This window comes from Haloarcula pellucida (assembly GCF_014647235.1).
Taxonomy (GTDB): domain Archaea; phylum Halobacteriota; class Halobacteria; order Halobacteriales; family Haloarculaceae; genus Haloarcula; species Haloarcula pellucida.
In genome coordinates this window covers 342,933-366,767 of record NZ_BMOU01000002.1, presented here as the reverse complement: position 1 = coordinate 366,767, position 23,835 = coordinate 342,933, and the positions used below count along the sequence as shown (strand labels likewise).

Below are 23,835 nucleotides of genomic sequence, written 5' to 3'. Positions count from 1 at the left end.
CCCCACCCCGGAAGCTAATTCACGGTTCGAAACGCAGAAATATAACAGTGTAGTGTTTGGCTCGCCCCCGTCAAGGAGACACATGGCCTCCGGCCGTCGCTACCGCTCGAACAGCGCGTAGTACATCACCCCGACCGCCGACCGGCCGTCCTGTAGGTCACCGGTTCGCAGCGACGCCAGTAGCGCCTCGAAGGCCGTCGTCTCGACGCGGATGGACTCGTTGAAGTCTAAGTCCTGTTCGGCCGTCGGCGTACACCCCTCGGCGAGGAAGTAGTGGAACACCGAGTCCGCGTAGCCGTTGGCCGGTTCCGCCGTGTAGAGGTGGCTGACCTCGTCGGCCTCGTAGCCCGTCTCCTCCCGGAGTTCACGGGACACGGCCGCCCGCGGCGCGTCGTCGTCGGCCTCCACGCTCCCGGCCGGGAGCGCGCGGTTGACCCGCTTGACCGCCTGCCGCCACTCCTCGATGACGACGACGTCGCCGTCGGCGGTGAACGGCAGTATCACGACGCTGTCGCCCTCCCGGAGGAAGTCGAAGTCCGACTCGGTCCCGTCGGGCAGGCGCACGTCCTCGTGGACCACGTCGAACCCCGGGCAGGTGTAGGCCGTCTTCGTCGCTAGCGTCTCCCATGCGAGGTCGTCTGCCATGCGCGGGTCTGGGGGGTCGACTGATAAACCCGTGGCGATTGCAAGGCCAGTGCGTATCCGGGCAGCGCTTGTAGCATGAACCCGATGAGAGTATCCTCGATAGTACTCGTTTGCGGCGCGCTCCTGTTCGCGCTCCCGATTCCCGGCACGTTCGTCGCCGGTGCACTCGTGATGCTGGCCGGCGGTGCCGCGCGCTGGCTGGGGTCCTGACCGGCGACGCGGAGCAGCGTCGAGCGTGACTCAGAGCTTCGCTTGGTCGAGTGCCTGTTGGGCTCGCCTGTCAGCCTGATTCAGCCGCTTCTCGGCGGCAGTCGCGAGTGCCGGCGGCAGTGCCTCGCGCGCTTCTGCCAGTCGGTCGCGGACCTGCTCCAGCGCGGTCCGGAGGCCCCGGAGTCGTTTGTCAGCGCCGGCGGCGTCGCCGGCCTCGGCCCGTTCGGCCGCCCGCCGCGCCGCGTCGGCGACGGCACCGAGCGCCTGCGTGAGGCCGGTGATAGCCGCCGCGCCGCCGACTTCGGTCGCGGTGTCGGTCTCCGTGAGGTCCTGGATTTCGGTCTGCGTCTCCGCCGAGATGTCCGCGAGGAACGTCGACAGCGACGCTTTCCCGGTGTTGGGTCGCTCGATGCGGACGGCCTCGTCGGCTGCCGGGTCCGGGTTCACGCGGAACGCGCCGACGGCGTCGTCGGCGTCCCGGACCGCCGCCGTGTAGGCACCGCCGTCGTGGACGTACACCGCGTCCGGGCCGGAGAGCGGCGCGTCGTACAGTCGGCCCGCGAAGTCGTCCTCGACGGCGAGGTCGGTCAGGTCGCTGTCGGCCTCGGCCGGGTCCAGTTCGACTTTCCGGGCGCGTTCGGTTGCGACGGTCGGTATCTCGCCGTCGACACCGGCGAGCGTCGGGCCGCCCTCGTCGGCGACCGAGACCGGTTCGCTGTGCGGGGCCGCCCCCGCGCGGTTGACCGTCAGGCGGTGCTCGCCCGCCGGCACGTCCCGCACGGCGGCGACGCCGTTGAACGTCGGGACGGCCTCGGGGTCGCTCTCCAGCAGCGCGAACGCCTCGACGGTCGACGACTGCGTGGTCAGGCCCTCGTCTTCGGGCGCGTCGCCGCTCGGGACGGCCTCGGAGATGCTGGCGACGACGGTGTTGATGGAGGCGGCCTCGCCGATGGCGTCGTAGCGCTCGGCCAGCGCCGCCCGGTGGTTCGGTTCGGTGATGTCCGCCGCCGGGTTCTCGTAGCGGGGTTGGCCCCACGGCGCACCCGTCGTCGTGATGTGGCCCGCGACGGCGTCCTCGCCGAACTCGGGGACGGCGAACTCGAAGCTCAACTGCGGCCCGGTGAAATCCGCGATGGACTCTAGCTCGCCGGTCGGAACGAGGTCGTACTCGATATCGGCCTCGTCGCCGCCCTCGCGCTCGGCGTGTTTGAAGACGAGTCCCGTCGACCGGTCGGGCAGGTCCGTCGGCGGCGACGAGAGCGAGTCCAGCGAGCGCACCGTCAGCGCGTCGCTGACGAGGTCCGAGCGCTCGACGGACGGGAGGTCGGGGTGGTCGTACAGCGGCGCGCCCTCGTACTCGGGGACGACGTACGGCAGTCGATACCCCTCGTCGCGCGGCAACCCGTAGGCGAAGGGAATGGCCGCCACGTCCTCCAGCGTCTCGATGGCGCTGTTGGTGATGTCGGCGAGGGCGGCCCCCTCCGGGAGTCGCTGGAACTCGTCGAGCGAGTCGTTGACCGACAGCGCACTGGAGTGCGAGCCCAGTTCCGAGAGGATGCGCGGTACGCCCTCGGGGTCCGGGTCGAGGAACTCGTTGTTCGGCACCTTCCGGGAGTGGGAACTGGCGACGTACAGTTGGGGCTCGTCGGTCTCCGTATCGTCGGACTGCGTCCGACTGTCCGAGGGACTTTGTCCCTCGCTATCCACGAAGACGTGCAGTACCTCCCAGTCGTGCCAGTGAAAGTTGGTCGTGAACTGGTCGAACGCCGAGTACAGCCAGAACTGGACGACCGCCAGCGGCGAGTCCTCGTACTCGACGGCGTGATAGAACACCGTCGGGTCCGGCGGTTGCTCGCCGGTGAACCGCTCGTGGTAGCCGTCGAAGGCGTCGAACCCGTCGACGACTGTCTCGCCGTCGCGCTCGCTGGTGTAGGGTCGCGGGTCCGTCGGGAACCACGGTTCGTTCTCGTCGAAGTACAGCGTCGGCGCAAAGCGGGTGGCGAGTTCCCTCGCTCGGTCGCTCTCTACCTCGCTCGCGTCGCCGTCCTCGCCGCCGTCGAAGACCGAACAACCGGCGACCGACGCCGCGCCGGCACCCGCCAGCGACGCCAGCAGCGTCCGCCGGTCGAGTGTTGGCTCCGCCATCCGGTCAGCCACCCCACTGTGCGTATAGCGCCGCGGTGCCTCGCGGAACCCGGCCGTTCGGAGCGCCGTCCTGCATCATACGGCGTCGTCGGGAGCGCGAGGGAAATGTCTTCTGGGGCCGGTCAGTACCGCGTAAAGCCGGCCGTATCGAGGTAGTTGTGTGCGACCGTGATGGCGTGGTCGGCGTGCAGTCGTTCGGGGCCAAGTGAGACGCGCTCGTCGGCGGCCTCGGCCAGCAGGCCGGCCTCGCTCGCAGCGAAGTCGTGGTGGTCCGAGAGGACGAACACCGGGTCTGTCGGCGTCTCGACGTCGACGACGGGGTCGCCGTCTTCGTGAAGTTGGACGACGGTGCCGTCCCGAGCAACGTCGTCGAGCGTCGCCTCGAATCCGCGACGGGTGAGCGAGACACCGGGCGACGTCTCGACGGGGATGTGGCCGATAGCCTCCTCGCGCTCTTCGAGGGCGTTGCGGACGAGCGCCGCCGTCGACCGCTCGTCGGGGTTCAGCCGACGGAGGTCGCTTCCCTCGAAGGTGACGGTGTACTCGTCGGCGAGGACGAGGTGCGTACGGACGTCCTCGCGGATGTCGTGGCTCAGGAAGAACGCGCTGTTGACACAGCGACAGAGCACGTCGAGACGACCGGCGGCCCCGGCGAGGTCGTCGAGCGAGAAGTCGGGCGTGGTGGGAGCGTCGTGACCGACGACGACGAACTGGCGCATAGTCGGTGGTGGCTGTCGGGGCTGTTAGGTGTGTCGTGTCCGGGCGTCCGCAGACCGCCTGCCCAGCCACCTTCACGCCGCCGTCGTCTGGTACTCCGGAAGCGGGACCGTGGCGACCGGGCGAGTGACAGTCTGGAGGGGCACGTGCGAGACGTTGCCGTAGCCGATGCGGTCGGTCCGCGAACGGCGGCGGAGGCCGACGACGATCTGGCCGGCGTCGATTCGGCTTCCGAGTTCCAGTACGTGACTCGTCGATGTCGAACGCGAGATTACTCGCGAGGTCCCGACGGCAGTCTCCTAGCTGCCCGCGGAGGCGGCGACACGCTTCGGGCGGTACTTTCTCACGGTGTTCCGCGATGGGCTTTTGTAATGTTTCCCGCTCGGCGAGATCAGGTCCGCCGTTCGTAGACGAACACCGAGAACAGCGGGAACACGATTCGCAGGTCTCGCTTCTTCACGCGTGTCCACCCGTTGGCCTGCAATTGATCGTCGATGTCACCGACGGTCGTCTTGTGGTCGGCACCGCTGAAGCCACCGAACCGTCTACCGAGTTCGTAGATGACGTTCTCTGTCGGCCCACAGACGAGCAACTGTCCGTCCTCGTCGATGACGCGGGCAATCTCGTCGCTCGCGTGCGCCAGATCCGAGATGTGTTCGAGCATGTCCATCGCGACGACAGCGTCGGCGGAACCCGTCTGTAGCGGGATCGAGGTGACGGTCCCCGCGACGATGGGCGAGTCGTCACCGACGGCGTCGAGGTACGACCGACCGACGTGCGGTCGGATGTCGACGCCGATGCCACCGGACTCGCTGTTCAGGAGGAGTCCTGGTCCACAGCCGACATCGACGAACCGGTCGGGGTCGTCTAGGAGCGCCATCACGAGATGCCCCCGTGCGAAGAACAGTTCACGTACGGCCTGCATCGGGTGGAGATAGCCGTACACCGCTATCTCTGAGAGGTCGTCGTGAGAGAGGCCCCGGACGGTTTCGTGCAGGCGCTCCTCGTCGGGCCGGTAGGGACTCGTACGTGGTGCCGGCGGCGTTCCCAGAACACGGATCCCCTGTCGAACGACCCAATCCCAGCAACGCATCAGTCGCACGTTCGTCGCCACTCCGTACCCCGCTGTGAGGAACAGCGCCGGGAGCAACGGCGCCCGGTACCGCCATCCCGCGTCGATGAACGTCAGCGCGACGATACCGGTGACGACGGCGATGGGCGTCACGACGACGCCGACACTCGGATGTCGGTTCCGGACGAGATTGACGATACCGACCCACCCGAACACGACGGCCGGAAGCAACGATGCCAGATGCATCGCGAACCAGAACGGACTCGCTCGGACGTACAGCGGACCGGGATAGAACAACGTGACGGTCTTGATGAGGCCCATCACGGCGACGGGAGCGGCATTCGCGACGACGAACGCTGGGAGCGTCGGGGCGGGCGTCGGCGTGTACGCGTAGCTTCCGACGACCGCCTGATTCCGTCCTTGCCAGAAGATCCACCCGTTCCGGTAGACGTCCAAAACGTGGTCCGACGCCCACGCCGTCCGCGTAGAGAAGACGACGACCATCACGACGATGGCGACGACCGCACCACCGATAGCGATTTTACGACCGAAGAGCCGTATCTGGCGGGAGTCGTCGTCGGGCAAGAGATTCCACAGCATCCATCCCACGAGTAGTGGCCCACCGAACGGACGCGTTATCGTGAGAAACGCCAGTGTGGCGAACACGCCCGCTCGTGCCCGTAGCGTCCCCTCGTCGCGGTAATACGCCAACGCGTAGATCGAGAGCGCGACAGCGAAGACGAACACCGAATCGGAGAGCAGTGCGACGTCCCATCTGAAGGCGTCCCAGACGAACACCCAGAGCCCACCGGCGACGATACCCGCTCGCGACGAGAACAACCGCCGACCGCTCAAAAAGAGGAGTCCAGCGGTCACAGAGCCGAGAAGAATCTGTACGGTGACCCACGGAAGTGTCGACCCGGTGAGGTTCGTCAGCCCACAGAACGGGAGCAGAAACCCCGCGTACTCGATCCCGTAATCACCGGTGAGGAGCACGAGCGGCGTCGTCTTGGATGCCTCGCAGAGACCGAGATACGTCCCGGAGTCCGGCGGCGTAATTCGACCCCGGCGGAAGAAGTATATCGCCCGAACGGCGAGCGCCGAGACGGAGAGCAGCACCGCGACGACGAGCGCTCTGACCGGCGTCCCGTCCTCGTTCAGAATCGACATTGGCGTTCCTTTCGAATAGAAACCAATAATGACTGCGGTGTACCAGACGTACAACGATCAAGCAGACGAATGCTCCTGGTACAGTATCGGCGCTAAAACGAGGAGCGCGAGGAGGGTGCAGACGACGACGAGCCACACGAGTCCGTCTCCTGTGGCCGCCCGATAGCGCTGGAGCGACCAGCCCGCGAGAGTCTGGCCCAGCGACCACGGGACGGCACCTACGAACAGTCCGGCGAGGAAATCACGCCGCCGAATGCGTGCCAATCCGGCGCTGTACCCGACGACGTCCAGGGGAATCGGTAACAGAGTGATGACGAGCATCGAGCGGAACCCACCGAGACGCGCCTGTACGTCGGCGAATCGGCCGGTGAGACCAGTGGACGAACTCGACACGTGGCCGGCGACGAACGAGGGCACCGTCGAGAGTACCGTCCCGAGTTGAATAAGAACGAAGCCGACGGGGCCGTACACGTACGCGACGAACACGTTGATCGGTGTCGCGGGCACCGCGAGAAACGGCCGACAGATGTACGTGAGCACGAGGATGCCAAGGAGATACGACGAATCACGGTACGACATACCCACCTCGACGAGCAGCGTCGACGACGTCGTGAGTCCGATAGCAGCGTAACAGGCGGCGAGCAGCGCGATACCGAAGACACGGCGATAACCCGCCAGTTCGTACCTCATCGATGTACAGCCATCGGGAACGAAGCGGTCTATAACTATGGATTAGTATCGTGTTTGATACCACTTCGTCGGGTACTGCTGTCCGTCGTCTCACGTGGTGACATATAGCTGAGATGGGGCGGCGTGATTCAGAACAAATCCGGATTCTTGTGTGCTCACTGTGCTGTCGAATCGGGTTGTGGATTCGGGTGTCACTCATCGTCGGATTCGAAACCGAGGTCGTTCACAAGTTCGCGTCGGCGGCGTCGGCGGTGCTCACGACTGGGACAGCTATGAACAGGCAATCGTTGTGGTGGAAGGCGACGACGCCGAGAGGGCCGAACTGGCCGCGACGCCCGTCCGGATGCTGGGCATGGTGTGAGTACACGCGAGACGAGCGCAGGTGGGACGAGGGTTCACGTGTCGGTGGACCTCTGGTCGGCGGTCTCGTGCGAGGTGTCGAGGCGTGACCGACGCCGTCGCCGAACCGAACGGTTTCGTCTACGAGCCGGTGCGTGGCCCGAAGCGAAAGGTCGAGTCCGAACCGCGATCGGATGGCAGCTTCGAGCGAGTTGAGGCTATCCGGACTGGTTGTCAGTGGCGGGTGACTGAAAGGAGGGGGACGTGACGACGATGCGGCGAATCTGACGTAGCCACAGGAAAACAGCTCAAAGTCCGACCCACTCTTTGAACTGTATGTTCACTGATTTTCGACTTCTGATCGTTTTTGAGAGGCCATTCACAGCATAGAGCGGCCAACACACATAAATCCAAACTGCAATAATAAGAACGTAAGTAGTCAGGGAGTGGAAGCAAAGCTGTCTCCCATCGAAAATAGCTCGGAGGCTGATGCCAGATTGACACGCAGGTCATCGATCGAGGTACGGGACAGAAACAGCCGACAGGTAGCCGCAACGACTGCCCACGATTCAGTTAATTCCGACCTCGACTTCCAGTGTGTCGTGAAGCTGTGCTAACTGCTTGAATCGCTTCGAAGACGTATTTGAGATACGGACGGGCGTTTCCCAAATTTCGATCTCGATTGTCCCCGAACTGGCTCCCGGGTTCGGGACCTGCAGATCGAAGTGCTTACTGTGGGCCTGCGATCGACCGGTGTTGAAGCCGATATTACATCGTTCAGTCCGCTTGACGCCCAAGTTTGGCCCTGGCTTTGCTATGAGATGGATAAAAAACGCCTGGTTTCTGGAGGTTCGAATCGCGGTCTGCTGTTCGGCACGTGGCTGGGTGGACAGTATAGTACATTTCTGCACCCCGTTGTGCGTATACGTGACTGCCCTGACACCACCTGTGTCGGCGTTGTCGACGCAGTTATCACTCTGTGAGTGTTTGCCGGGTAGTAACTTTTGAACCCACCCGCTTGACCCTCGCCCCATGATTCAGTATTCCAGTTGTTGTTTCGAACGGACAAGTGAGCCCGCTTCTTTGATGGTTGTCTCGACTCGCCCATCACCGATCACGTCGGAGTCTATGGATGTATGAATGAAGTCACGAAACTCAGCGACGGGTACACGGTTGGCAGTGAGTTCGATGTGTGCGTTCTCATCGATTGCTACCCAGTCGATCTCGACTTTCCGACCCTCGAATTCGTCTTTCGCTTTGCAGTAACTACACCGCTCTGGGAACTCATCGACAGTTATGACGAACACTAACTCCCCCATCTCGAAGTGACGGGTCACGCCGTCGATGGTACACTCACCCTGAACAGTCTTTTTTCCCATCCCGTCGATGTCGATGACGGATCGCACGAACTGGGCAGCCGAGAACGATGTCACCCATGAGAGAGTGTAGTCGTCTTTGCGCACGTCCAACTTGAGGTGATACGCGGCATCATCGGCTAACCAGTAACTCTCGGCCCTGTCCCCGGCATCGATGTCAGACTCAGTTGGCTCGGGTACGCGTTGAAGTATTTCGGGCATCCTCATTCGTGGGTTCACACTGCACGCCACCGCAAGTCATGTCCATGGCCCCATACGACCGCAATCTACGTGATGGCAATATATGGTAAGAGATGACATATACTCTTTTTGGTAGCCTCACACATTGCGATAACCAGTAGCTACGGTCGGTATTTTAATAGCGGTAATCGTTGTAAGTAGGGTATATTCGTGGTCGCTATGACGATTTCGATGGCCACAGTTGAGGAGACGGGGATATTCATACAAGCAGCGGCCACCGGAACGACGAGGGTACTCCAGATCGGTGGGCAAGCGATTCCCGAGACAGTACTACTGGCTGTCTTCTTCGGGGGGATAAGTATTGGAAGCTGGCTGCTGAGTGGGTATGCGGGAGAGTGGTTCCTGCATCGGGCAGCCGACGAACCGTTCTGGACCTGGTCGATCGGACATAACCTCGTCTTCGTCGCACGCTGTGTAGTACTGACTGGTGCTATCGCTGTCGGCCTGGTCGTCGTCGGGGTAGACCTCCTTGCAGTCGTCGGGTCACCGAGTATCGTCGCACTCCTGCTCGGTATCGTGTTAGCGCCCCTCGTCGGGCTTCTGATGAATGGTCTCGCGCTCCAGTACGGTCGTCGGTTCGACGAGGGTGACGTCATCGAGTTGCAGGCCAGTGGAGTTCGTGGTATCGTCGACGACTTCTCACTGACCCACGTCAAACTGATCACGCTCGACAACGAGTACCTGACAATTCCGACCTGGAAGATCCGGACGAAAGATATCGTGAATCATTCACGTAACGGTGATGCAAGGCGGATCTCCGTCGATATGCTCGTGACATACGACTCAGACGTTGAGGCCGCAAAGAGAGAAGTCGAACTTGCGGCTCAAGCTGTTGATGATGTCGTTGACGCCGTCCGACATCCGGACTACGTTGTCGACGAGCAACGCCGAATAGAGATTGACGACGACCTCTGGATAACGTTTGATCCGACGTGTCAGATTCGGGCGTTCGCTGATTCGGGCATCAGCCTCCGTCTGTATTTTTGGGTGAACGAACCCGAAACGACCGGCCGCGTCAAATCGAACGTGCTGACTGAAATCAACGAACGCGAGGGCGAAGATTTCCGATTCGCGTACCCACATGTGCGGGTCATCGGTGGCGGAGACAACGACGAAGTCGAACTCACAGAAACGCTCGATAGCTGATGGTCAGTTGCCGCACTCGAGCGCTGGCGGACTCTCGTAGTCACCGACTGAATGCGAAACGGTGACCGCTACCAACGAGAGATTCCCACCGTCGATCCACTGAGCCTCGAACCCCGGCCACGAGAAGGCGGTCGCAACGAGTTGCGGGAAGGCGTCGGGGTCGTCGCCGTTCGTACTCGCCGCCACCAACCGGTCGGTGAACGATGCCGCTTCCTCGTCCCCGTCATCGTCGACGACGTAGACCTCCGACCCGGTATCGGTCAACTCGCTGGGTGCGGTCTCGACGGCGTCGTACTCGACCTCGACGCGGCCGATGTCGACGACCTCTAGCAGGCCGACGGTATCGGTGACGAGAGGGCCGAAAGGCTTCTCGAAGAGTTGTAGCAAGAAGTTCCAACATAGCCGCTCATAGTTGCTCTTGACAGCCGCTGATGAAAGATTGAAGTCGGGATCCGACAGTTGGATCAACGCTCAAGAGGATACTGTGGCACGCCTCGTGGGGGAACTGGAGCACAGCGTCGTCCACACTTTTGCGGGCGTATTCCCCTAATCGGGTAGTCGTCTCGTGAGGCATATCAGAGAGATCACGAGATAAATCCTTAGTACTGCGGGCCGGAGCGAATAGCCATATCCTACTCTCTATCGCGAACGCCCAACAATGTGCATCATTGACATGGCTGGCCGGGGAGTACCTGATAGGTCGTCGGTGTGGCAGCGACTCTACGAGGACTACGATGCCAAAGATAGCATGCACGAATTGTGGGCGAGAAATCACGTTTGGAAAAGACGGTCAAGAATGGCGCGCCCCGATGCGATATTGTCCGCGCTGTGGTGAGGGGTTCCCGCCACGTGAGGAGTGGTAACGGAGAGGACTCACACAGCAAGTCCCTCGACGTGTCCCTTTTCGTGGCCGAACGTGACGTCGCGTTCAGGAACGTCTCGCCATAGTGGTGGCCGGTACGTTCCGCTGCGCCGTAGCGCCGTGCCCACCGTGCCAGCGCACTGTCACCAGCCAGCACCGTCTCGCCGTCTCGACCCGCCCAGCGGCGTCGGCGAGTCCCGAACAGATCCTCGAACTTCTCGCGCATGACCTCGTCGGCGAAATCGACGACACCGTTCGCGGACGCCAGCACGCCTCGAACGTGGCAAACGTCCGGTAGACCGCCGACGTCGACGTATCACTCGCCTCGGCCAGCGTGTCGTAGTACATCCGACCGCCGTCAGCGAGCGCCTGGACGACTGACCGCTCGCTCGGAGTGACGTCGTCAGCGGCGACGGTGTCCCAGCCGTCGGGGAAATACTGGCCACAGAGGTCGTACCCGTCGACGCCTCGGGAGTCGGTCGATCGGCGGACCCAGTTCCCTACACGAGACATGGGCCCAAGCGTAACCGTCGTGGGCGGCACCTCCGGCCGTCGTCGGTGGCTGGACAGGCTGGTCAGGGACTTCGAGATACGCTCCGCAGCGATCGCAGATGAGCCGCTCGTTGGGATATGAGCGGGTCGTGCGGACCACCCCGTAAAGCGGCCGCTAACTGTCAGGATCTCGGAAAAAGGGTTTGTAGGTAGTGGACCGGCGCGAATTCGAACTGGGCAAGACGGTCGCGCTCACTTCGTTCGCGCGCTGCGGCTTGCTGGCTCGAATTCGTGCGGCGTGATCCACACAGCCACTACGGACTCCTCGCTAACGCTCGTCGTTGCGAAGTGGGGTGAAAATGGGCCGGCGCGATGTTGGTTTACCCGATTTCGTAGGGGTCTCGATACACTCTCCGTTCGGTTTCTGATTTTCGTTAGTCATCGTCCTCGAAATCCAGACTCTCGACGAGCGACCGACGACGGTCCTCCATCCGTTCGCGTCGCCGTTCGCGGCGCTCGGCGGGAGTCGCTTTGTCGTAGTGCTCTTCAATCGTCTTCCGCGTCGCGTTCACTCGCTCAGCAACGTCCTGCGGCGGCCAGCCGATGTTCAGGAGCCACGTAATCGTCCCCGTCCGGATGTGATGCGGCGCTCGCGACGACGGGCACTTACTGGCGTGAGCGCGCTCAGTCCACTGACACGCTGGAATCTCCTTCTCGTGGGGACAGACACCGTAGTTACACGGCAGAGTCGCGAGGTAACTCCAAATCCGGACAGTGTTCGCCGTCGGTCGGCCCTGCGCGCTTGCGATGAGTGGCTGGCGACCGTGGTCGTCGCGACTATCGTACCGGTACCTCGCGATGTACGTCCGGAGCACGTCGCCGACAGGTTCGGGGAGTGCGACCGGCCGCTCACCTTCGAGCTTGTTCTTCAGTGGTGTCCCCGTCTCCGGACGATGCCGGAACATCACGTACGGTGAGCCGTTCAGATACGCGTCCCGAACGTCCAATCCGCGGATACTGCCCTGTCGAGCACCAGTGTACCAAGCCAGTTCCAAAAACGCGTGCTGGCGAGTTCCATACTGGTCCTCCGACTGGCGGTAGTGAGTCAGCAACCGACGGGCGTCATCGGCGTCGAGCTTCGTGTTCGACGAGCGCTCGGACGGGTCGATATCGGGGATGCGAACGGAGTCCGACAGTCCATCCTCAACAGCGCCGATATCCTCCAAGAACTCCATGAAGACGCGAAGCGTCCACATCTCTCCCTCCAGCGTAACCGGCTTGATATCGGCACTCCGGTACTCGTAGTACTCGTCGAGGTCGTATCGACGGAGGCCACCCACCGTCTCGATGCCGATACTGTCGCACCACTCGACGAACAGTTTCAGCCGGTAGCTCCAGCCCTCTATACTCTCCTCAGTAGCGTCAGCACGTCGTCGGCGAAGGTATCGCTCGACGGCCTGACTCGGTCTGAGGTCTGACGGCTCCGGACGCCGACGGTCGCTCACGACACGATACCTCCGAAACAACCAACACGGCGCTCTGTGTGCTCAAACATGGGTCTGGATGGGTGACAGCGGGGGCGGGAAGGGTCCAATCAACGCGCCCCTGCTGTCGAAGGACCCACCCGGACTCGAACCGGGTTCGACCACCGTGGAGGTCCGACCGCACCGACTTCTCACACCGTCAGGCGAACAGCAACAGCACCGCGAGATTCGTCACGAGAACTGCCGAGTACAGCGCGAACAGGAACCACACGCACCACCGGGCCGCCCGGAACTCCTGAACGCCGTCCCACCCGAACCACACCGCCGCGATGCCCGTCGCCGCCGTCGACTTCACCGCGACCATGGCCGCCGGGCCGACCGCTCGCAACAGCGGGTTACTCTCCCACTGCCAGTACCGGACGGCAAGCGCCGCGTCGACGCTCATCAACACCAGCGCAACGAGGAGGACCATGTCCAGCCGAGCGACGCCACGAAGCGGGTCAACGACCGCCGACAGTCGGTCGAGCGTCGGGAAGCTACTCATCGCGCACCCCCAGCGCCGCCAGCGCCTCGCGAAGTCCGTCCTCGTCAGCACCGTTCGCCGCGTGGACGACCTGCCGGACCAGCCGACTCCGCTCCTCGGTGTGGTGAGTCGCGTTCGGCCACGGGACGTTCCGGACCTCGGTCCACAGTTCGTACATCGTCTCCTCGCCGAGGACGACCTCGACGCGGCCCTCCGTCGTCGTGAACGCGAGCACCCACTCCTCGCCGTCCCCAGCGGGACCGTAGGACACCGATGGCCGCGAATCGTCGACGCGGTAACGAGTTCGGTCACCCATTGAGCATCGCCTCCTTCGCCCGCTTCAACCGCTGAAACGCCTCGGGACTGCCGCCGTGGTCCGGGTGCATCTCCTTCGTCTTCTCGCGATAGGCCGCGTTAACGACACCGTCGGGGGCATCGGGAGCCACGTCAAGCACGTCGTGCGGCGGGGGCGACGCGGCGACCGCCTCACCGTCCCCGCTCGGGAGTCGCGCCGCCGCGAACTCGCTCTCGCCCGTGACGACCGAGCGGTTCCCGCGCATCCGGGTCTCGTGGACCCAAAGATAGACCTCGCGAACGTTGTCGCGGAGTCGGGAGTACTCGTCACACGCCACTGCGAACTGTTCGCCGTCCTTCGTCCATCGGAGGACGAAACCGGGGTCGTCCGGGTTCGCGTTGTGGAGTGGGAGCGTGTTCGACTTCGTGTGACTGTTGCCCGTCGACGCACGCCACTCGTCGGGGTCGAGGCGGTCCATCTCCGTCGCGAGGTCGTCCGTCGTCTGCCCGAGCGTCGCCTCGAAGTTCCGATTCGGTTCGCGGTCGTCGGCGGGCGTTCGCTCGAAGCCACCGGGCCAGTCGATGCCGGTCATCGACATCCTCCTGCGTGCTCCGGGCAGACCGGAACCATCTTTGGGTAGTACTCGTCCTCGTCGGAGAGGTCGAACCCATCCACGACGGTCGGTTCCCACGTCTGCCCGCAGAAGTGACACTTGACGACTTCGGCGTTTGCGTCGACGAACGGTGGCAGTTCCTTATGGCGTTCATCGCGAGTCGTCCGCCGGTCGTCGATTCCGCCGTCGGTCACGAGTCGGCCGTCGCCGACCTCGTCGGCGTCCATCCGAGCAAGACGGCCGGGGAGGCCCTGAAGCCCAGACTCCTCGTAGCGTTCGCGCTCGACCGGCTCGTCAAATGCATGGCCGCAATGCCGACATCGGTGGTCGTTGTCGTGCTCAGCGGAGACGCCGAAATCGTTTCCGACCATCGACCGAATCCCCGTGCTGTCGCACTCGGGACACGCTTCCACGAGGTCGTCCTCAGGCATCTTCACCCTCCCGCAGTTCGTCGACGCGGAGACTGTCGCCGCGCTCCAGGGCTTCCACTTCGTCACACCACAACGGGTGGTCCTCGTCGAGAACGGTCAGGTCGAACGCGTCGACGGTCTCGCGGTCGAACCACCGAATCTCGCGGTAGGTCTGACCGGAGTTCACCAGTTCGTCGTGGTTCATGATGCCGCCCTCGCGGTCGTGTTCGAGTTCGGCGTCGTCCTCGTACGTCTGAAAGACCGCGCGGACGGATTCGGTGTCTTGCTTACTCATCCTCACCCTCGCACTCGGAGGCTTTGAACCGCTGGACACTGCTTGAGGTGACGCCACAGTCTCGACACTCGAACATCACGGTCGCGCTCGCGTCTTCGGTCTCGACGGCGACCGACCGCGTCGAGTGGTCAGCGACCGGAATCGTCTCGGTCGCGTCGTAGTACCCCACGACCGTCTTCGTCCGGGTCAGGTTCGGTGGGCTGTGGCCCGTCGTCGGTTCGTCCGCGCTTCGCTCGTCGGTAGTAGTGTTCTCACTCATGCTTGCTCGAAGAAGGTCGTCAGCGTCGTCTCGGCGGCGCTGTGGCCGCACGGCGAGACGGTCGCCCGTGCGTCGGCGTCGACGCCCTCGATGGGGCCGCCGCAGACAGGGCACGTAGCAGTTGCTTGTCGGTCGGTAGCCTGTTCTTTACCGGATGGACCATGCGGGACGTTTTTGGGGTCCCGTAGCGTGCGTTTACTCACGGTTGCGGTGACCGACGCGGCCTCTCTGGTTCCAGCAGGGGGCCGACAGCCGTTTTCTGAGGCGTCGACCACCACCGCGAGCGCCGCGTCGGTCTTGCTCCAGCCGTTTAATCCGTTCCTACTTAGTTTTTCCGCACGTGCCGATGATATGCCTCGAACAAGTGACGATGTTGAACGGTGGTATTTTGATTTACGGGTGTCTTTTTGCACCAAATGGGGCGCTCCAGACGTGTCGAGGACATAGATATACTCCGAGAGATTGCTGTCCACCCCGACCCAGTAGTTACCGCTCCAGAACTGGCTGAACGTCTCGAATATACCGCCGACGGAATACGAAACAGGCTCCACGAGCTGGAGGGGGAAGGATTTGTAAAATCGCGCGAAGTCGGTGCGAGAGCGACAGTGTGGTGGATAACCACCGATGGAAGAGAGGAGTTGCCCTAATCGAGACGCCACCAAACGACGGAACGAGCGCCGACCTGCTTTGATTTCACTTCGCCACTCTCTTCTAAACGTTTCAGACGACGACGTAGAGCGTCTGAGCCCAGAGATAGTTCCTCTGCCATGTCCGGAACGGTGCGAATCGGTTCTTCTGTTTCCTCGAACAGCGCGAGGATTCGAGCGTCGTCGACAGTCACTGTTCTTGGCATCTCGCGTATCCTCTCTTTTATCGGCTTGTGCTGAAAATGTTGCGATAGTTTGGTTCGTGCTTATTATTGGTAGTTGGCCACGAGGTCGTGCGGTCGCTCCAGCAGGTCTGAACGCTCCGCAACGTTTTTCTACACCGTCCGAATCTCTGGAAACAGGCCGTCGGCCGACACCCTCCGTCACCTCCCACCCCCCTTGTACGTCGGCCGATGGCCGATTTTCCGAAGCGGTCACGCATCCACCTCCGGCACACCGACCTCCCAGAGCACGGTCTCGACCCACGCGGGAACCTCGACCTCGTCCAGCAGGCCGACCTGTTCGGTCGTCTCGATAAGCGCCGCTTCGCCGCCGTCGACGCCGAACACCCAGCGCTCGCCGTCGCGGTCGACGACGACCCGAGCGTGATGTCCGGGCGCGTTCATGTTGACGACCGCCTCCGCCGAATCCTTCTCACCCAGTTGTACCGTGGTCGACCGCGAGTTGCGTCCAACTGCCATACTCGGGGCGACACCCTCCCGTGTAAAGGGGCTGGGGCGTGCGTGGGCGGAAGTGAGAATCTGGATAAGAGAACACCAACATCAGACTCCCAGAGCGTCGAAATCAGCAAAAGAACCGATGTGGGCGGAAGTGGGCGGAAGTGCCGCAATCAGGCGGTTTGCTCGTGGGCGGAAGTGACCGCGCGATAGCGAGAGCCGCGCCCACTGCCGACGCGCTCTATGAGTTCGTACCGCCGTAGCAGTTTCAGATAGCGCTTCCGCGACGAGTCCGATTTCGGCCGGTCGGCCTGCCGTTCGTACCGCTCGCGAAGCGTCTCGGCGTCGATTGTTCCCGCCTCCTCGATGATGCGCAACAGCAGACGGTGGTGCGTCCCGAGCGAGCGGATGCGACGCTCACGGATGTCCGCTTCCGCGCCGTCGGCGGTCTCGTTGATGACCTCGGTCGTGAGGCGCTCGGTGTCAGTCCGGTCGACGTGGTCGACGCCACGCCGGAGCATCGCGATACCGCGCCGCGCGTCGCCAGCCGCGAGGTCGGCGACGTACGGAACCACGTCGTCGTCGACGCGCGAGGACATGACGCCGTGAGTGAGACGGCTATCGAGGATATCGCACAACTCCGAGTGGCTGTACTTATCGAGATGGACGGTCGCCGCCGACCGCATCCGCGAGGTCGCGGGTCCAGAGAGTGACGAGAACCAGTGGTCTTCGTCGGTGGTGATGCACACAAGCGAGACGTTCGCGACGCCCGCCAGCGCCAGTAGCGACTCCTCATCGAGCACGCTCACTTCGTCGAGGATGACGACGATTTGGTCGTCGTACTCGCGGAGTCGCCGAAGCGGCTCAGACCGCGGCGTCCCTGACCGACGAAGGTCCGCGCCGAGGTCGGCGTTCCGAGCAGCGGCATGGAGCACGCCCGTCGTCGACTCGGAGAGACAGGAGACGTACGCCCACCGGATACCGAACCGCTCGCGTTCGAGTTGGCCGAGGGTGTACTTCGCGATGGTCGTCTTTCCGACGCCCGGCGGGCCGAAGATGCACACGTTCTCCGCGTAGGAGAGCGTCGACGGTTCGAGGACTGAGGAGAGGTGGTCAATCTGTCCCTCACGGTGATACAGGTCTTGCGGGACGAAATCCGGCCGGAGCGCTCGGGCGTCGGTAATCATCGCATCTCAGACAGTTGCCAGTTGGTGACTAAAAGCCGACCCGTCCGCAGTGAAAGTGAAACTGGAACTGGCTGAAACGGCATCTCGATGCGACCGGCAGGGGTCGCGTCGCGATAGATACCGATTCGAGATAGTGGCCACGAACTGAGCGATCGTCGTGGCCACTACTCGGCCGCGCCAGTCGTGACGACCGCGCCGACAACCTACCTTGACCCGCGCCGCTCGCCCGATTCATCGGTTCTTTATATACTCGGAGAATTCCAGGTAGCCGGAAAAACTAGGATTCTGGGGGCCGTGGCCACAGACATGAGTCAGCAGATACCGAGTCAGGTCCGAATCCGCACCGACGCCGACGACGGCTACGCGCATCGCTACGAGAGCATCCAGAAGGCCAAAGAGGTGTTCGGCGTCGGCAACAACACCGCCGCGGTCATTCACGCCACCGAGCACGCCCACCAAGACCTCGCCGCGAAGCGTGAGGCGCTTGAGTTCCTCGCAGACCACGTCGGCGACGACGTGCTCGCCGAGGTCGCCGACCGACTCAGTACCCGCGAGATGTCGGTGGCCGTCGAGCGCGCGGTCAGGGTCGAGACAGAGTAAGGATTGTTGGTAGCCAAGTCATAGATAGAGAACTCCGATACCACCCCATGTCTGTTTTGGATGTGAAATAAATTCCTCTGATTCGTATTCTTCTGAAACTTCTTCCCAGAACTCATTCACTTGGCAATATTGATGCTCTGGTGACCACCTGAGATGGTGTTCGCTCAATCCGTCAACTTTCTTTCGGCGTTTGTTAACCACTGATTCGTCATCTGGGTGGCATACAATATCGTGAAAAGCAATTATACCGCCTTCTGAAACAAAATTTCTATACATTCTGAAATCTTGTTTGACCCCGTCGTATGAGTGGTCTCCGTCGATAAAAAGAAAGTCCAACAACTTCCCATCTAACTCCTTTTTAATTGCATCTACCGTCGCAGGGTCGTGCGAGTCTCTATGAATTAATGCCATATCGCCATCTTCTGCGAACGTCTGGTACAGTTCGGCGCGATTTGCACCGTGGCCACCTCCAAAGCTACCTTCCGGCAAATCGAGACTAATGTATAAAGATGCGTTAAGACAATTGGTCCATGTATACAGACTCCCACCAGCAGCCGTGCCAATTTCCATTACAACGTCCGGGTTAGCTTCCATGATAGTCAATGCAAGCGCACGAAACTCATCGCGAAGTTGTGCTGCATGTATTTGGTATGGTTTAAATCCCAATCTCGAATCTATAACTGAATCCAAAACCGTGTCAACTCCCGTCTCTTGGCGTATACGATGCTTTATCTCGTACTTTGTGGCCGTATGCAAGAGGTCCCGTCCAAAATGAGATCCGCCAAGTAGCTTTGATGCAGATTCTTTACACACTCGCGAAGGCCCATCCTCACGAAGAATATCAAGCGCTGTGTTGGCTTTTGATATCATTTCGTTTTACTGTGGTACACTGGCTATGGCCGGATAACTTTACTGTCGACAAAGATGATAATTCCGGGATAATAGGCCGACAATTACCTGTCGGTCACGCCGTCTCGACCTCCGTCGGTTCGGCCTCCCCGCCACTCCACGACCACCGCCAGCGGTCGGTGTCACAGTTCGGACACTCAATCCGGCCTTCTGGTTCGTCGTCTGCCTCGTAGCGAACGGTGAACTCATCGCCACAGGCCGGGCAGACGAGACCGTACGTAACCTCATACTCCGGTACGACCGACTGGATTTCCTTCGCGGTCACCTGCCCGACGCCGCGAACCTCCGTCAACTCCGAGACTGTCGCCTCGCGGATGTCCGCCGCGGTCTCGAAGCCCTCGCGGTCGAGACGCCGCGCCATGTCGACGCCCATCTCTAACCCGACGTGAGTCGCGCCCAACTGGATATCCTCAACGCGTTGCTCGCCGATGCGGGGAACGTCGACCAGCGCCTCGCGGTCCGCCTCGCGAACGTCGGCGACCGTCTCGAACCCGTGCTGACGGAGGTTCCTCGCCGTCGCGTCGCCGACGTGCATAATGCGCGTGAGGTCATCGCCGGTCGACCCGAACCAGCCACCGTCCGCCTCGCTATCGTCGTCGGCCTGCTGGTCACTCGCGACCTCGCCGGGCGGCTCCGGGTCGTCCCGCTCGGCACGGAGCGCGTAGTCGACGGCGTCTGCCTCGTGGCAACACTGACACTCCTCGACGACAGTCCGCTCGTCAGTCCGGACGACGCGACCGGCGACGACCGTCTCACGAAGCGCCGCCCGTCGAACGCCAGCCACGTCTTCGAGTTCACAGTTCACGCAGTGGTCGACCGTCTTCTCTGTCTCGTCGACGCGGCGAAACTCCCCGACCGCCGTCACTGGGTGCGGGTTCGGAAGCGAGTTCACCGCGACGCCGACCGTCGCCAGCACGAACAACGCCGATAGCACGGGCAGGAACGTGGAGACTGCCGACGAGACGACGTTCAGACTGACCGCGACCCCTGTCGAAACCACCCCGACCATTCCGGAGAACACAGATGAAAACAGGTCCGGACCGAAAATGAGCGTACCAGTGACCACGGTGGACAGCAACCAGATATCTTCCCAGCCGATATCGCTCATCGTCGGTTACTCGCCCTGCCGACGCCCGAACACGTCCTCGTCGAGAACGCGCTCGGCGGCGATGCGGCGAATCTCCTCGCACTCGGCCAGTTCCGGAATGTCGCCGTCACACACCCGAACCACGTAGGCCCGTTCGCCGAGGCGCTCGACCGTCAGATGCGCGGTCTCTGGCTCGCCGTCGTCGTCAAGGAGACCGTCACGGTCGAGAAACTCTTTCGGAACCGTCACCATACCTGAGCCACCGCGACTCTGGAGCTTCTGCATATGACGACAGCGTGAACACTGGGTATTAAACGTAGCTTCCGTGTCGGGTTGCTGGCAGTTCTCCCCCCAGAAACCCAAACTCAGCGGGCAGTATATGGTCTGAGAGTCGGGTTAGCGGGCAACCCGCTGGTACACAGCGGGTCTGTACCCCTACCCATGACGAACGACGACGCAGACAGGACCGAACCGCCGGACGGCGCGGCTGATTCTCCACCGAGGCCGTTCCGAACGGAGTGGCGAAATGTCGGCGAGCGAGAGCGCGCGCGAATCCGTCGTGAGGCGGCTGGCGCGAGTCGCGACCTCGACGCCGAACAGTATCAGACGACGACCACGGGTAGCGACCGGAACCGCCCCGAAACCGCATGAGAAAACCGATACTCGCCGTTTTCCTCGCACTGACCCTCATCGCATCGCCCACTCTCGGGACCGCCACAGCGGCCCCCGGAGTGAACTTCACTTCAGACAAAGCACCGAACCCGACGTTCGTCGAGGACGAACTCACAGTCGTCACGCACGACCGCGGTGAGATGGACGAGCCGCTGGAGTACTACAACGACTCCGGCGAAATCGCCACGCTTCCCGCGACGGTGAACCAATCGCAGGACACGCCCGTCGGCGTCCGCTTCGACAAGGTCGACGCTGACCGGTACACGCTGTTCCCGCGCATCGACGGCGAAGTCGAGAACAGCGCGAACTGGACCGTCGCCTCTGACTGGACCACCTCCTCGGGCGCGTCCTCGTCGATGTCCGTCAGCGACGCTGACGCCGACGGCGTCGACAAACTCCAGTTCGCCGCCACGGTCGCCAGCAGCGAGACCGCGACCGGCGCACTCTCCGAGAACGTCAGCATCACCACCGACGCGAACAAGCGCGTCATGACTGCCGTCCTGAACGTCGAAACCCTCGACGGTACGGCCGAACTCCGCGCCGTCGACAGTGACGGCGACTACCGCTACGCCGAACTGAACACCTCGCGCGACGCCTCGAACGAGACTGTCGTCGCGAACAGCACCGGCAACGGCATCGTCTTCCAAGAACGGCTCTCGAACCTCCCGATGGCCGGAAGCGGTGACGGCACGTTCGATGGCATCCAGAAGGTCGAAATCGTCGGCGTCGACAACGACGTGACCGTCACGGTCGCGGGCCTCGACCTCGGCACGAAGAGCACGGACACGCTCGGCGAAATCGAGCGTGACACCGACAACGACGGCGACCTCGAAACGACGAGCGTCACGGACTACTACGAGGGCGGCGTCGCGAACCTGACCGGCCTCGACACGATGGGGTCGGCCTTCGACAACGCGGTTATCACCGACCTCAAGGTCTACGACGTTCAGTACCAGTTCTCGGACCTCACGGACGAGGAAGAGTACTGGACGGAGTTCTCGTCGGCTGACGACTACAACTACCCGCAGAAACTCGAACTGTACGGCGACATGGAGGTCCCGTCGGCTATCGACCTCATCCACGGCGACATCGCGCTGGAGTTCGAGCAGGGTCTCGTCGACTCGCGCTACGCGGTCGCCGAGGTCGCGACCGGCGCGGACACCGACGAGGAGTTCGGCAACCTGACCGACGAGGACGGGGCGTACTCCAGCGTCACGGACTCGTTCGGAACGCAGGGGTCGACGGCGACGTTTATCGCCGACGCCAGCGCCGACACGAACTACCGCGTCCACATGGTCGTCCTTCTCCAGAACGAGGAGGCCGACACGCTCCAGAACGCGAGCGCGATGGGCGGCCCGACCGACGCCAGTAGCGGCGGGTTCTTCTCGACACTCTGGGGCCAGATTACCGGCGTCGTGGCCGCACTCGCGGGCGCTGTCGGCCTGAGCCGACTCGTGGGCGGAGGGTCGTAACTGTGTCTGCGTCCGGCGCGGGCGGGGACCGTGTTCGAGACCTATTCAACAGGGCGGCCGCCGCCGACAGTATCGGCGGTATCCTGTTTCAGGGCATCGGCGCGGTGTTCTTCGCCGTCGGGACCGCCATCGCGAGCGGTATCCTCACGCTGGCGGACGTGTTCATCATCCCGACCCAGTCGTTCATCGGCGCGGTCGGTGACCTCATCACGGCGACCTTCGGCGGCGCGGCCCGCATCATCAACTTCGGCGCAATCGCGAGCGCTATCTCGATAGGACCGGGCGGGCTGTTCGCGAGCCCGCTGTCGTTCGTGTTCGCTATCGGCATCGTCCTGTTGGCGCTGTACGTCGTGCTGGCGTACATCAGCGAGGAGGACACGACGAACTTCTTCCCGCTCATCGGGACGGGCTTCGACGTGCCGACGCCCGGATTCATCGACGCAGAAGAGGAGGAAGAGGGGTAGCGAATGGTGAGCGCCAGCGACTTCGTCGCGAACTCCTCGATACGCTGGGGACGCCTCGCGACCGTGCTGTTCGGGGCGAGCATCTTCGCGTACTTCGAGGGATTCGTGGCTGCGTTCCTGTCGCTGGTCGACATCCCACTGTCGCTGCTGGCTGGCTACGCCGACTTTCTCGGCCGCGCCGTCAGCATCGCCTACGGCCTCCCGAGCATCATCATCGAGCAAGGGTTCGCCGCCGCGGTCCCGTTCGTCCTCGACGCCGGGTTCGCGGGCTACCTCGTCGCGCTCGTTATCGTGCTGGTGACGCTGTTCCCAATCGCGTGGGTGGTGAGCCGTGTCGGGTAACAGCGACGAACTGACCACGCGGCAACTGCTGGAGGCGCTGGCTCCGCTGGCGAGCGTCGCCCGCGTGCTGGTTCGCTTCGGCCGCAACCCGGTCGGGTTCGTGACGACGATAATCTCGCTGTACATCGTCGACTCGGTCCTGAACATCGGCGCGTTCGCGGTGAACAGCATCCTCTCGGCGTTCGGTATCATCGTCGGGTTCTTCGACGGCATCCGCGTGACGCTCGTCACCGCCTTCGGAAGCGTCGGAATCGACATTCTCGGCGGCTACGTCGCCGTTCAGCAGTCGATAGCGAACGTCGTCGCGAGCGCCGGGGCGGCCGCACCGTTCCTCGCGATAGGCTTCGCATCGGTCGCGGTGTACGTCGGCTACCGCGTCGGCGTCGCACTTCTCGGCGAACTGCCGCTCGGGAGTAGCATCGTCGACCTGCTGGGGCTGAGATAGCCATGAAACGACTCAAAAACGTATTTTTGCACCCGCTGACGGCGGTCGCGTTCCTCGTGAGCGCGGTCGGCCAACTGAGTATCGGCTGGATAGAGCCAGCGTGGGCGCTCGTCTCGACCACGTCGACGTACTGGTTCCCGGCCGTCGCGACGACCGCGACGACACTCCTACCCGAAATCGGCTACGGAGCGCTGGGGTCGCGCATCCTCATCGCGGCGGCTATCGTGTTCGTCGGGGTCCAACTCGACCGCCTCATCCAGCGCGTGCAAACCTTCTTCGACAACAGATGAACCGACACAACCACTCGAAACGGACGGATAGAATCCCCTCGCGGAGAGGGCGTACCACTC

General features: G+C 62.7%; 29 protein-coding genes and 1 pseudogene. 10 read left to right on the top strand and 20 right to left on the bottom strand.

The features are described 5' to 3' along the window. Nucleotides 1–99: 99 nt before the first annotated feature. Nucleotides 100–645 carry an NUDIX hydrolase gene (locus tag IEY28_RS08500; protein WP_188996364.1) on the bottom strand — a complete coding sequence of 182 codons (546 nt, stop codon included), beginning with the start codon at nucleotides 643–645 and terminating at the stop codon, nucleotides 100–102. Between the two features lie 84 nt (nucleotides 646–729). Here IEY28_RS08500 and IEY28_RS20755 point away from each other — a divergent pair, with 84 nt between their 5' ends. Further along, complete coding sequence (locus IEY28_RS20755) at nucleotides 730–855, top strand: hypothetical protein (protein WP_268239428.1); 126 nt, start codon at nucleotides 730–732, stop codon at nucleotides 853–855. A 30-nt stretch (nucleotides 856–885) separates the two neighbouring features. Here IEY28_RS20755 and IEY28_RS08495 read toward each other — a convergent pair whose 3' ends face one another. The 4 genes from IEY28_RS08495 to IEY28_RS08480 form a co-directional block, all read right to left on the bottom strand. After that, nucleotides 886–3,000, bottom strand: a complete 2,115-nt coding sequence (locus IEY28_RS08495) for a hypothetical protein (protein WP_188996362.1) — start codon at nucleotides 2,998–3,000, stop codon at nucleotides 886–888. A 122-nt stretch (nucleotides 3,001–3,122) separates the two neighbouring features. Next, nucleotides 3,123–3,719 carry a tRNA (pseudouridine(54)-N(1))-methyltransferase TrmY gene (gene trmY / locus IEY28_RS08490; protein WP_188996360.1) on the bottom strand — a complete coding sequence of 199 codons (597 nt, stop codon included), beginning with the start codon at nucleotides 3,717–3,719 and terminating at the stop codon, nucleotides 3,123–3,125. 389 nt (nucleotides 3,720–4,108) lie between these two features. Continuing rightward, nucleotides 4,109–5,959, bottom strand: a complete 1,851-nt coding sequence (locus IEY28_RS08485; protein WP_188996358.1) for a methyltransferase domain-containing protein — start codon at nucleotides 5,957–5,959, stop codon at nucleotides 4,109–4,111. Between the two features lie 57 nt (nucleotides 5,960–6,016). Next, complete coding sequence (locus tag IEY28_RS08480; RefSeq protein WP_188996356.1) at nucleotides 6,017–6,649, bottom strand: TVP38/TMEM64 family protein; 633 nt, start codon at nucleotides 6,647–6,649, stop codon at nucleotides 6,017–6,019. 445 nt (nucleotides 6,650–7,094) lie between these two features. Between IEY28_RS08480 and IEY28_RS08475 the strand changes: the two are divergent. Continuing rightward, nucleotides 7,095–7,276, top strand: a pseudogene (locus IEY28_RS08475) (hypothetical protein). Nucleotides 7,277–8,025: 749 nt separating this feature from the next. Here the strand turns inward: IEY28_RS08475 and IEY28_RS08470 are convergent. Then, the gene (locus tag IEY28_RS08470) at nucleotides 8,026–8,565 is read right to left on the bottom strand and encodes a hypothetical protein (RefSeq protein WP_188996354.1); all 540 of its coding nucleotides are present in this window, start codon (nucleotides 8,563–8,565) and stop codon (nucleotides 8,026–8,028) included. 210 nt (nucleotides 8,566–8,775) lie between these two features. On the opposite strand from IEY28_RS08470, the gene IEY28_RS08465 reads away from it, so the two are divergent. Then, nucleotides 8,776–9,750 (top strand): mechanosensitive ion channel family protein, encoded by a 975-nt coding sequence (locus tag IEY28_RS08465; protein ID WP_188996352.1) that lies wholly within the window; start codon nucleotides 8,776–8,778, stop codon nucleotides 9,748–9,750. A gap of 3 nt (nucleotides 9,751–9,753) precedes the next feature. Here the strand turns inward: IEY28_RS08465 and IEY28_RS08460 are convergent, their stop codons facing one another. From IEY28_RS08460 to IEY28_RS08420, 9 genes are all read right to left on the bottom strand, one after another. Further along, nucleotides 9,754–10,137 carry a hypothetical protein gene (locus tag IEY28_RS08460; protein ID WP_188996350.1) on the bottom strand — a complete coding sequence of 128 codons (384 nt, stop codon included), beginning with the start codon at nucleotides 10,135–10,137 and terminating at the stop codon, nucleotides 9,754–9,756. A 1,401-nt stretch (nucleotides 10,138–11,538) separates the two neighbouring features. Then, the gene (locus IEY28_RS08455; RefSeq protein WP_188996348.1) at nucleotides 11,539–12,609 is read right to left on the bottom strand and encodes a tyrosine-type recombinase/integrase; all 1,071 of its coding nucleotides are present in this window, start codon (nucleotides 12,607–12,609) and stop codon (nucleotides 11,539–11,541) included. Nucleotides 12,610–12,787: 178 nt separating this feature from the next. Continuing rightward, entirely contained in the window at nucleotides 12,788–13,132 is a 345-nt protein-coding gene (locus tag IEY28_RS08450) for a hypothetical protein (RefSeq protein ID WP_188996346.1), read from the bottom strand. Then, nucleotides 13,125–13,427: a hypothetical protein gene (locus tag IEY28_RS08445; protein ID WP_188996344.1), complete on the bottom strand. Its 303-nt coding sequence runs from the start codon at nucleotides 13,425–13,427 to the stop codon at nucleotides 13,125–13,127. The genes IEY28_RS08450 and IEY28_RS08445 overlap by 8 nt, the downstream gene beginning before the upstream one ends. Continuing rightward, complete coding sequence (locus IEY28_RS08440; protein ID WP_188996342.1) at nucleotides 13,420–13,998, bottom strand: J domain-containing protein; 579 nt, start codon at nucleotides 13,996–13,998, stop codon at nucleotides 13,420–13,422. Before IEY28_RS08440 ends, IEY28_RS08445 begins: the two co-directional genes overlap by 8 nt. Continuing rightward, on the bottom strand, nucleotides 13,995–14,450 hold the full coding sequence (locus tag IEY28_RS08435; RefSeq protein WP_188996340.1) for a hypothetical protein: 456 nt from the start codon (nucleotides 14,448–14,450) through the stop codon (nucleotides 13,995–13,997). The genes IEY28_RS08440 and IEY28_RS08435 overlap by 4 nt, the downstream gene beginning before the upstream one ends. Further along, a complete protein-coding gene (locus IEY28_RS08430) occupies nucleotides 14,443–14,724 on the bottom strand; it encodes a hypothetical protein (RefSeq protein ID WP_188996338.1) in 282 nt (93 codons plus the stop codon). The genes IEY28_RS08435 and IEY28_RS08430 overlap by 8 nt, the downstream gene beginning before the upstream one ends. Next, the gene (locus IEY28_RS08425) at nucleotides 14,717–14,983 is read right to left on the bottom strand and encodes a hypothetical protein (RefSeq protein ID WP_188996336.1); all 267 of its coding nucleotides are present in this window, start codon (nucleotides 14,981–14,983) and stop codon (nucleotides 14,717–14,719) included. The genes IEY28_RS08430 and IEY28_RS08425 overlap by 8 nt, the downstream gene beginning before the upstream one ends. Continuing rightward, on the bottom strand, nucleotides 14,980–15,534 hold the full coding sequence (locus IEY28_RS08420; protein WP_229783090.1) for a hypothetical protein: 555 nt from the start codon (nucleotides 15,532–15,534) through the stop codon (nucleotides 14,980–14,982). Before IEY28_RS08420 ends, IEY28_RS08425 begins: the two co-directional genes overlap by 4 nt. Here IEY28_RS08420 and IEY28_RS20930 point away from each other — a divergent pair. Beyond that, complete coding sequence (locus tag IEY28_RS20930) at nucleotides 15,445–15,630, top strand: helix-turn-helix domain-containing protein (protein WP_425433178.1); 186 nt, start codon at nucleotides 15,445–15,447, stop codon at nucleotides 15,628–15,630. The genes IEY28_RS08420 and IEY28_RS20930 overlap by 90 nt on opposite strands. Nucleotides 15,631–16,064: 434 nt before the next feature. Here the strand turns inward: IEY28_RS20930 and IEY28_RS08410 are convergent, their stop codons facing one another. Together IEY28_RS08410 and IEY28_RS08405 are read right to left on the bottom strand one after the other, a co-directional pair. Then, on the bottom strand, nucleotides 16,065–16,331 hold the full coding sequence (locus IEY28_RS08410) for a hypothetical protein (protein ID WP_188996330.1): 267 nt from the start codon (nucleotides 16,329–16,331) through the stop codon (nucleotides 16,065–16,067). 149 nt (nucleotides 16,332–16,480) lie between these two features. Then, nucleotides 16,481–17,494: a Cdc6/Cdc18 family protein gene (locus tag IEY28_RS08405; protein WP_188996328.1), complete on the bottom strand. Its 1,014-nt coding sequence runs from the start codon at nucleotides 17,492–17,494 to the stop codon at nucleotides 16,481–16,483. Between the two features lie 306 nt (nucleotides 17,495–17,800). Here IEY28_RS08405 and IEY28_RS08400 point away from each other — a divergent pair, with 306 nt between their 5' ends. Then, nucleotides 17,801–18,094, top strand: coding sequence for a DUF7692 domain-containing protein (locus IEY28_RS08400; RefSeq protein ID WP_188996326.1), 294 nt, complete (start codon nucleotides 17,801–17,803; stop codon nucleotides 18,092–18,094). Nucleotides 18,095–18,112: 18 nt separating this feature from the next. Here the strand turns inward: IEY28_RS08400 and IEY28_RS08395 are convergent, their stop codons facing one another. From IEY28_RS08395 to IEY28_RS08385, 3 genes are all read right to left on the bottom strand, one after another. Beyond that, on the bottom strand, nucleotides 18,113–18,964 hold the full coding sequence (locus tag IEY28_RS08395; RefSeq protein WP_188996324.1) for a class I SAM-dependent methyltransferase: 852 nt from the start codon (nucleotides 18,962–18,964) through the stop codon (nucleotides 18,113–18,115). Between the two features lie 94 nt (nucleotides 18,965–19,058). Continuing rightward, complete coding sequence (locus IEY28_RS08390) at nucleotides 19,059–20,111, bottom strand: helix-hairpin-helix domain-containing protein (RefSeq protein ID WP_188996322.1); 1,053 nt, start codon at nucleotides 20,109–20,111, stop codon at nucleotides 19,059–19,061. Nucleotides 20,112–20,117: 6 nt separating this feature from the next. Further along, on the bottom strand, nucleotides 20,118–20,375 hold the full coding sequence (locus IEY28_RS08385; protein WP_188996320.1) for a DUF8053 family protein: 258 nt from the start codon (nucleotides 20,373–20,375) through the stop codon (nucleotides 20,118–20,120). Nucleotides 20,376–20,737: 362 nt separating this feature from the next. On the opposite strand from IEY28_RS08385, the gene IEY28_RS08380 reads away from it, so the two are divergent. The 5 genes from IEY28_RS08380 to IEY28_RS08360 are packed head-to-tail and all read left to right on the top strand — an operon-like array spanning nucleotide 20,738 to nucleotide 23,775. Next, on the top strand, nucleotides 20,738–22,234 hold the full coding sequence (locus tag IEY28_RS08380) for a hypothetical protein (RefSeq protein WP_188996318.1): 1,497 nt from the start codon (nucleotides 20,738–20,740) through the stop codon (nucleotides 22,232–22,234). A 2-nt stretch (nucleotides 22,235–22,236) separates the two neighbouring features. Then, nucleotides 22,237–22,698 (top strand): hypothetical protein, encoded by a 462-nt coding sequence (locus IEY28_RS08375; protein ID WP_188996317.1) that lies wholly within the window; start codon nucleotides 22,237–22,239, stop codon nucleotides 22,696–22,698. A gap of 3 nt (nucleotides 22,699–22,701) precedes the next feature. Next, a complete protein-coding gene (locus IEY28_RS08370) occupies nucleotides 22,702–23,040 on the top strand; it encodes a hypothetical protein (protein ID WP_188996315.1) in 339 nt (112 codons plus the stop codon). Continuing rightward, nucleotides 23,030–23,485: a hypothetical protein gene (locus tag IEY28_RS08365; protein ID WP_188996313.1), complete on the top strand. Its 456-nt coding sequence runs from the start codon at nucleotides 23,030–23,032 to the stop codon at nucleotides 23,483–23,485. The genes IEY28_RS08370 and IEY28_RS08365 overlap by 11 nt, the downstream gene beginning before the upstream one ends. Before the next feature lie 2 nt (nucleotides 23,486–23,487). Next, nucleotides 23,488–23,775 carry a hypothetical protein gene (locus tag IEY28_RS08360; protein WP_188996311.1) on the top strand — a complete coding sequence of 96 codons (288 nt, stop codon included), beginning with the start codon at nucleotides 23,488–23,490 and terminating at the stop codon, nucleotides 23,773–23,775. Nucleotides 23,776–23,835 lie beyond the last annotated feature (60 nt).

What these genes read in the sequence shown, in the direction of transcription:
- IEY28_RS08500 (WP_188996364.1), bottom strand. Translation starts at nt 645, where the DNA reads ATGGCAGACGACCTCGCATGGGAGACGCTAGCGACGAAGACGGCCTAC.
- IEY28_RS20755 (WP_268239428.1), top strand. Translation starts at nt 730, where the DNA reads ATGAGAGTATCCTCGATAGTACTCGTTTGCGGCGCGCTCCTGTTCGCG.
- IEY28_RS08495 (WP_188996362.1), bottom strand. Translation starts at nt 3,000, where the DNA reads ATGGCGGAGCCAACACTCGACCGGCGGACGCTGCTGGCGTCGCTGGCG.
- trmY (WP_188996360.1), bottom strand. Translation starts at nt 3,719, where the DNA reads ATGCGCCAGTTCGTCGTCGTCGGTCACGACGCTCCCACCACGCCCGAC.
- IEY28_RS08485 (WP_188996358.1), bottom strand. Translation starts at nt 5,959, where the DNA reads ATGTCGATTCTGAACGAGGACGGGACGCCGGTCAGAGCGCTCGTCGTC.
- IEY28_RS08480 (WP_188996356.1), bottom strand. Translation starts at nt 6,649, where the DNA reads ATGAGGTACGAACTGGCGGGTTATCGCCGTGTCTTCGGTATCGCGCTG.
- IEY28_RS08470 (WP_188996354.1), bottom strand. Translation starts at nt 8,565, where the DNA reads ATGCCCGAAATACTTCAACGCGTACCCGAGCCAACTGAGTCTGACATC.
- IEY28_RS08465 (WP_188996352.1), top strand. Translation starts at nt 8,776, where the DNA reads ATGGCCACAGTTGAGGAGACGGGGATATTCATACAAGCAGCGGCCACC.
- IEY28_RS08450 (WP_188996346.1), bottom strand. Translation starts at nt 13,132, where the DNA reads ATGAGTAGCTTCCCGACGCTCGACCGACTGTCGGCGGTCGTTGACCCG.
- IEY28_RS08445 (WP_188996344.1), bottom strand. Translation starts at nt 13,427, where the DNA reads ATGGGTGACCGAACTCGTTACCGCGTCGACGATTCGCGGCCATCGGTG.
- IEY28_RS08440 (WP_188996342.1), bottom strand. Translation starts at nt 13,998, where the DNA reads ATGACCGGCATCGACTGGCCCGGTGGCTTCGAGCGAACGCCCGCCGAC.
- IEY28_RS08435 (WP_188996340.1), bottom strand. Translation starts at nt 14,450, where the DNA reads ATGCCTGAGGACGACCTCGTGGAAGCGTGTCCCGAGTGCGACAGCACG.
- IEY28_RS08430 (WP_188996338.1), bottom strand. Translation starts at nt 14,724, where the DNA reads ATGAGTAAGCAAGACACCGAATCCGTCCGCGCGGTCTTTCAGACGTAC.
- IEY28_RS08425 (WP_188996336.1), bottom strand. Translation starts at nt 14,983, where the DNA reads ATGAGTGAGAACACTACTACCGACGAGCGAAGCGCGGACGAACCGACG.
- IEY28_RS08410 (WP_188996330.1), bottom strand. Translation starts at nt 16,331, where the DNA reads ATGGCAGTTGGACGCAACTCGCGGTCGACCACGGTACAACTGGGTGAG.
- IEY28_RS08405 (WP_188996328.1), bottom strand. Translation starts at nt 17,494, where the DNA reads ATGATTACCGACGCCCGAGCGCTCCGGCCGGATTTCGTCCCGCAAGAC.
- IEY28_RS08400 (WP_188996326.1), top strand. Translation starts at nt 17,801, where the DNA reads ATGAGTCAGCAGATACCGAGTCAGGTCCGAATCCGCACCGACGCCGAC.
- IEY28_RS08395 (WP_188996324.1), bottom strand. Translation starts at nt 18,964, where the DNA reads ATGATATCAAAAGCCAACACAGCGCTTGATATTCTTCGTGAGGATGGG.
- IEY28_RS08390 (WP_188996322.1), bottom strand. Translation starts at nt 20,111, where the DNA reads ATGAGCGATATCGGCTGGGAAGATATCTGGTTGCTGTCCACCGTGGTC.
- IEY28_RS08385 (WP_188996320.1), bottom strand. Translation starts at nt 20,375, where the DNA reads ATGCAGAAGCTCCAGAGTCGCGGTGGCTCAGGTATGGTGACGGTTCCG.
- IEY28_RS08380 (WP_188996318.1), top strand. Translation starts at nt 20,738, where the DNA reads ATGAGAAAACCGATACTCGCCGTTTTCCTCGCACTGACCCTCATCGCA.
- IEY28_RS08370 (WP_188996315.1), top strand. Translation starts at nt 22,702, where the DNA reads ATGGTGAGCGCCAGCGACTTCGTCGCGAACTCCTCGATACGCTGGGGA.
- IEY28_RS08360 (WP_188996311.1), top strand. Translation starts at nt 23,488, where the DNA reads ATGAAACGACTCAAAAACGTATTTTTGCACCCGCTGACGGCGGTCGCG.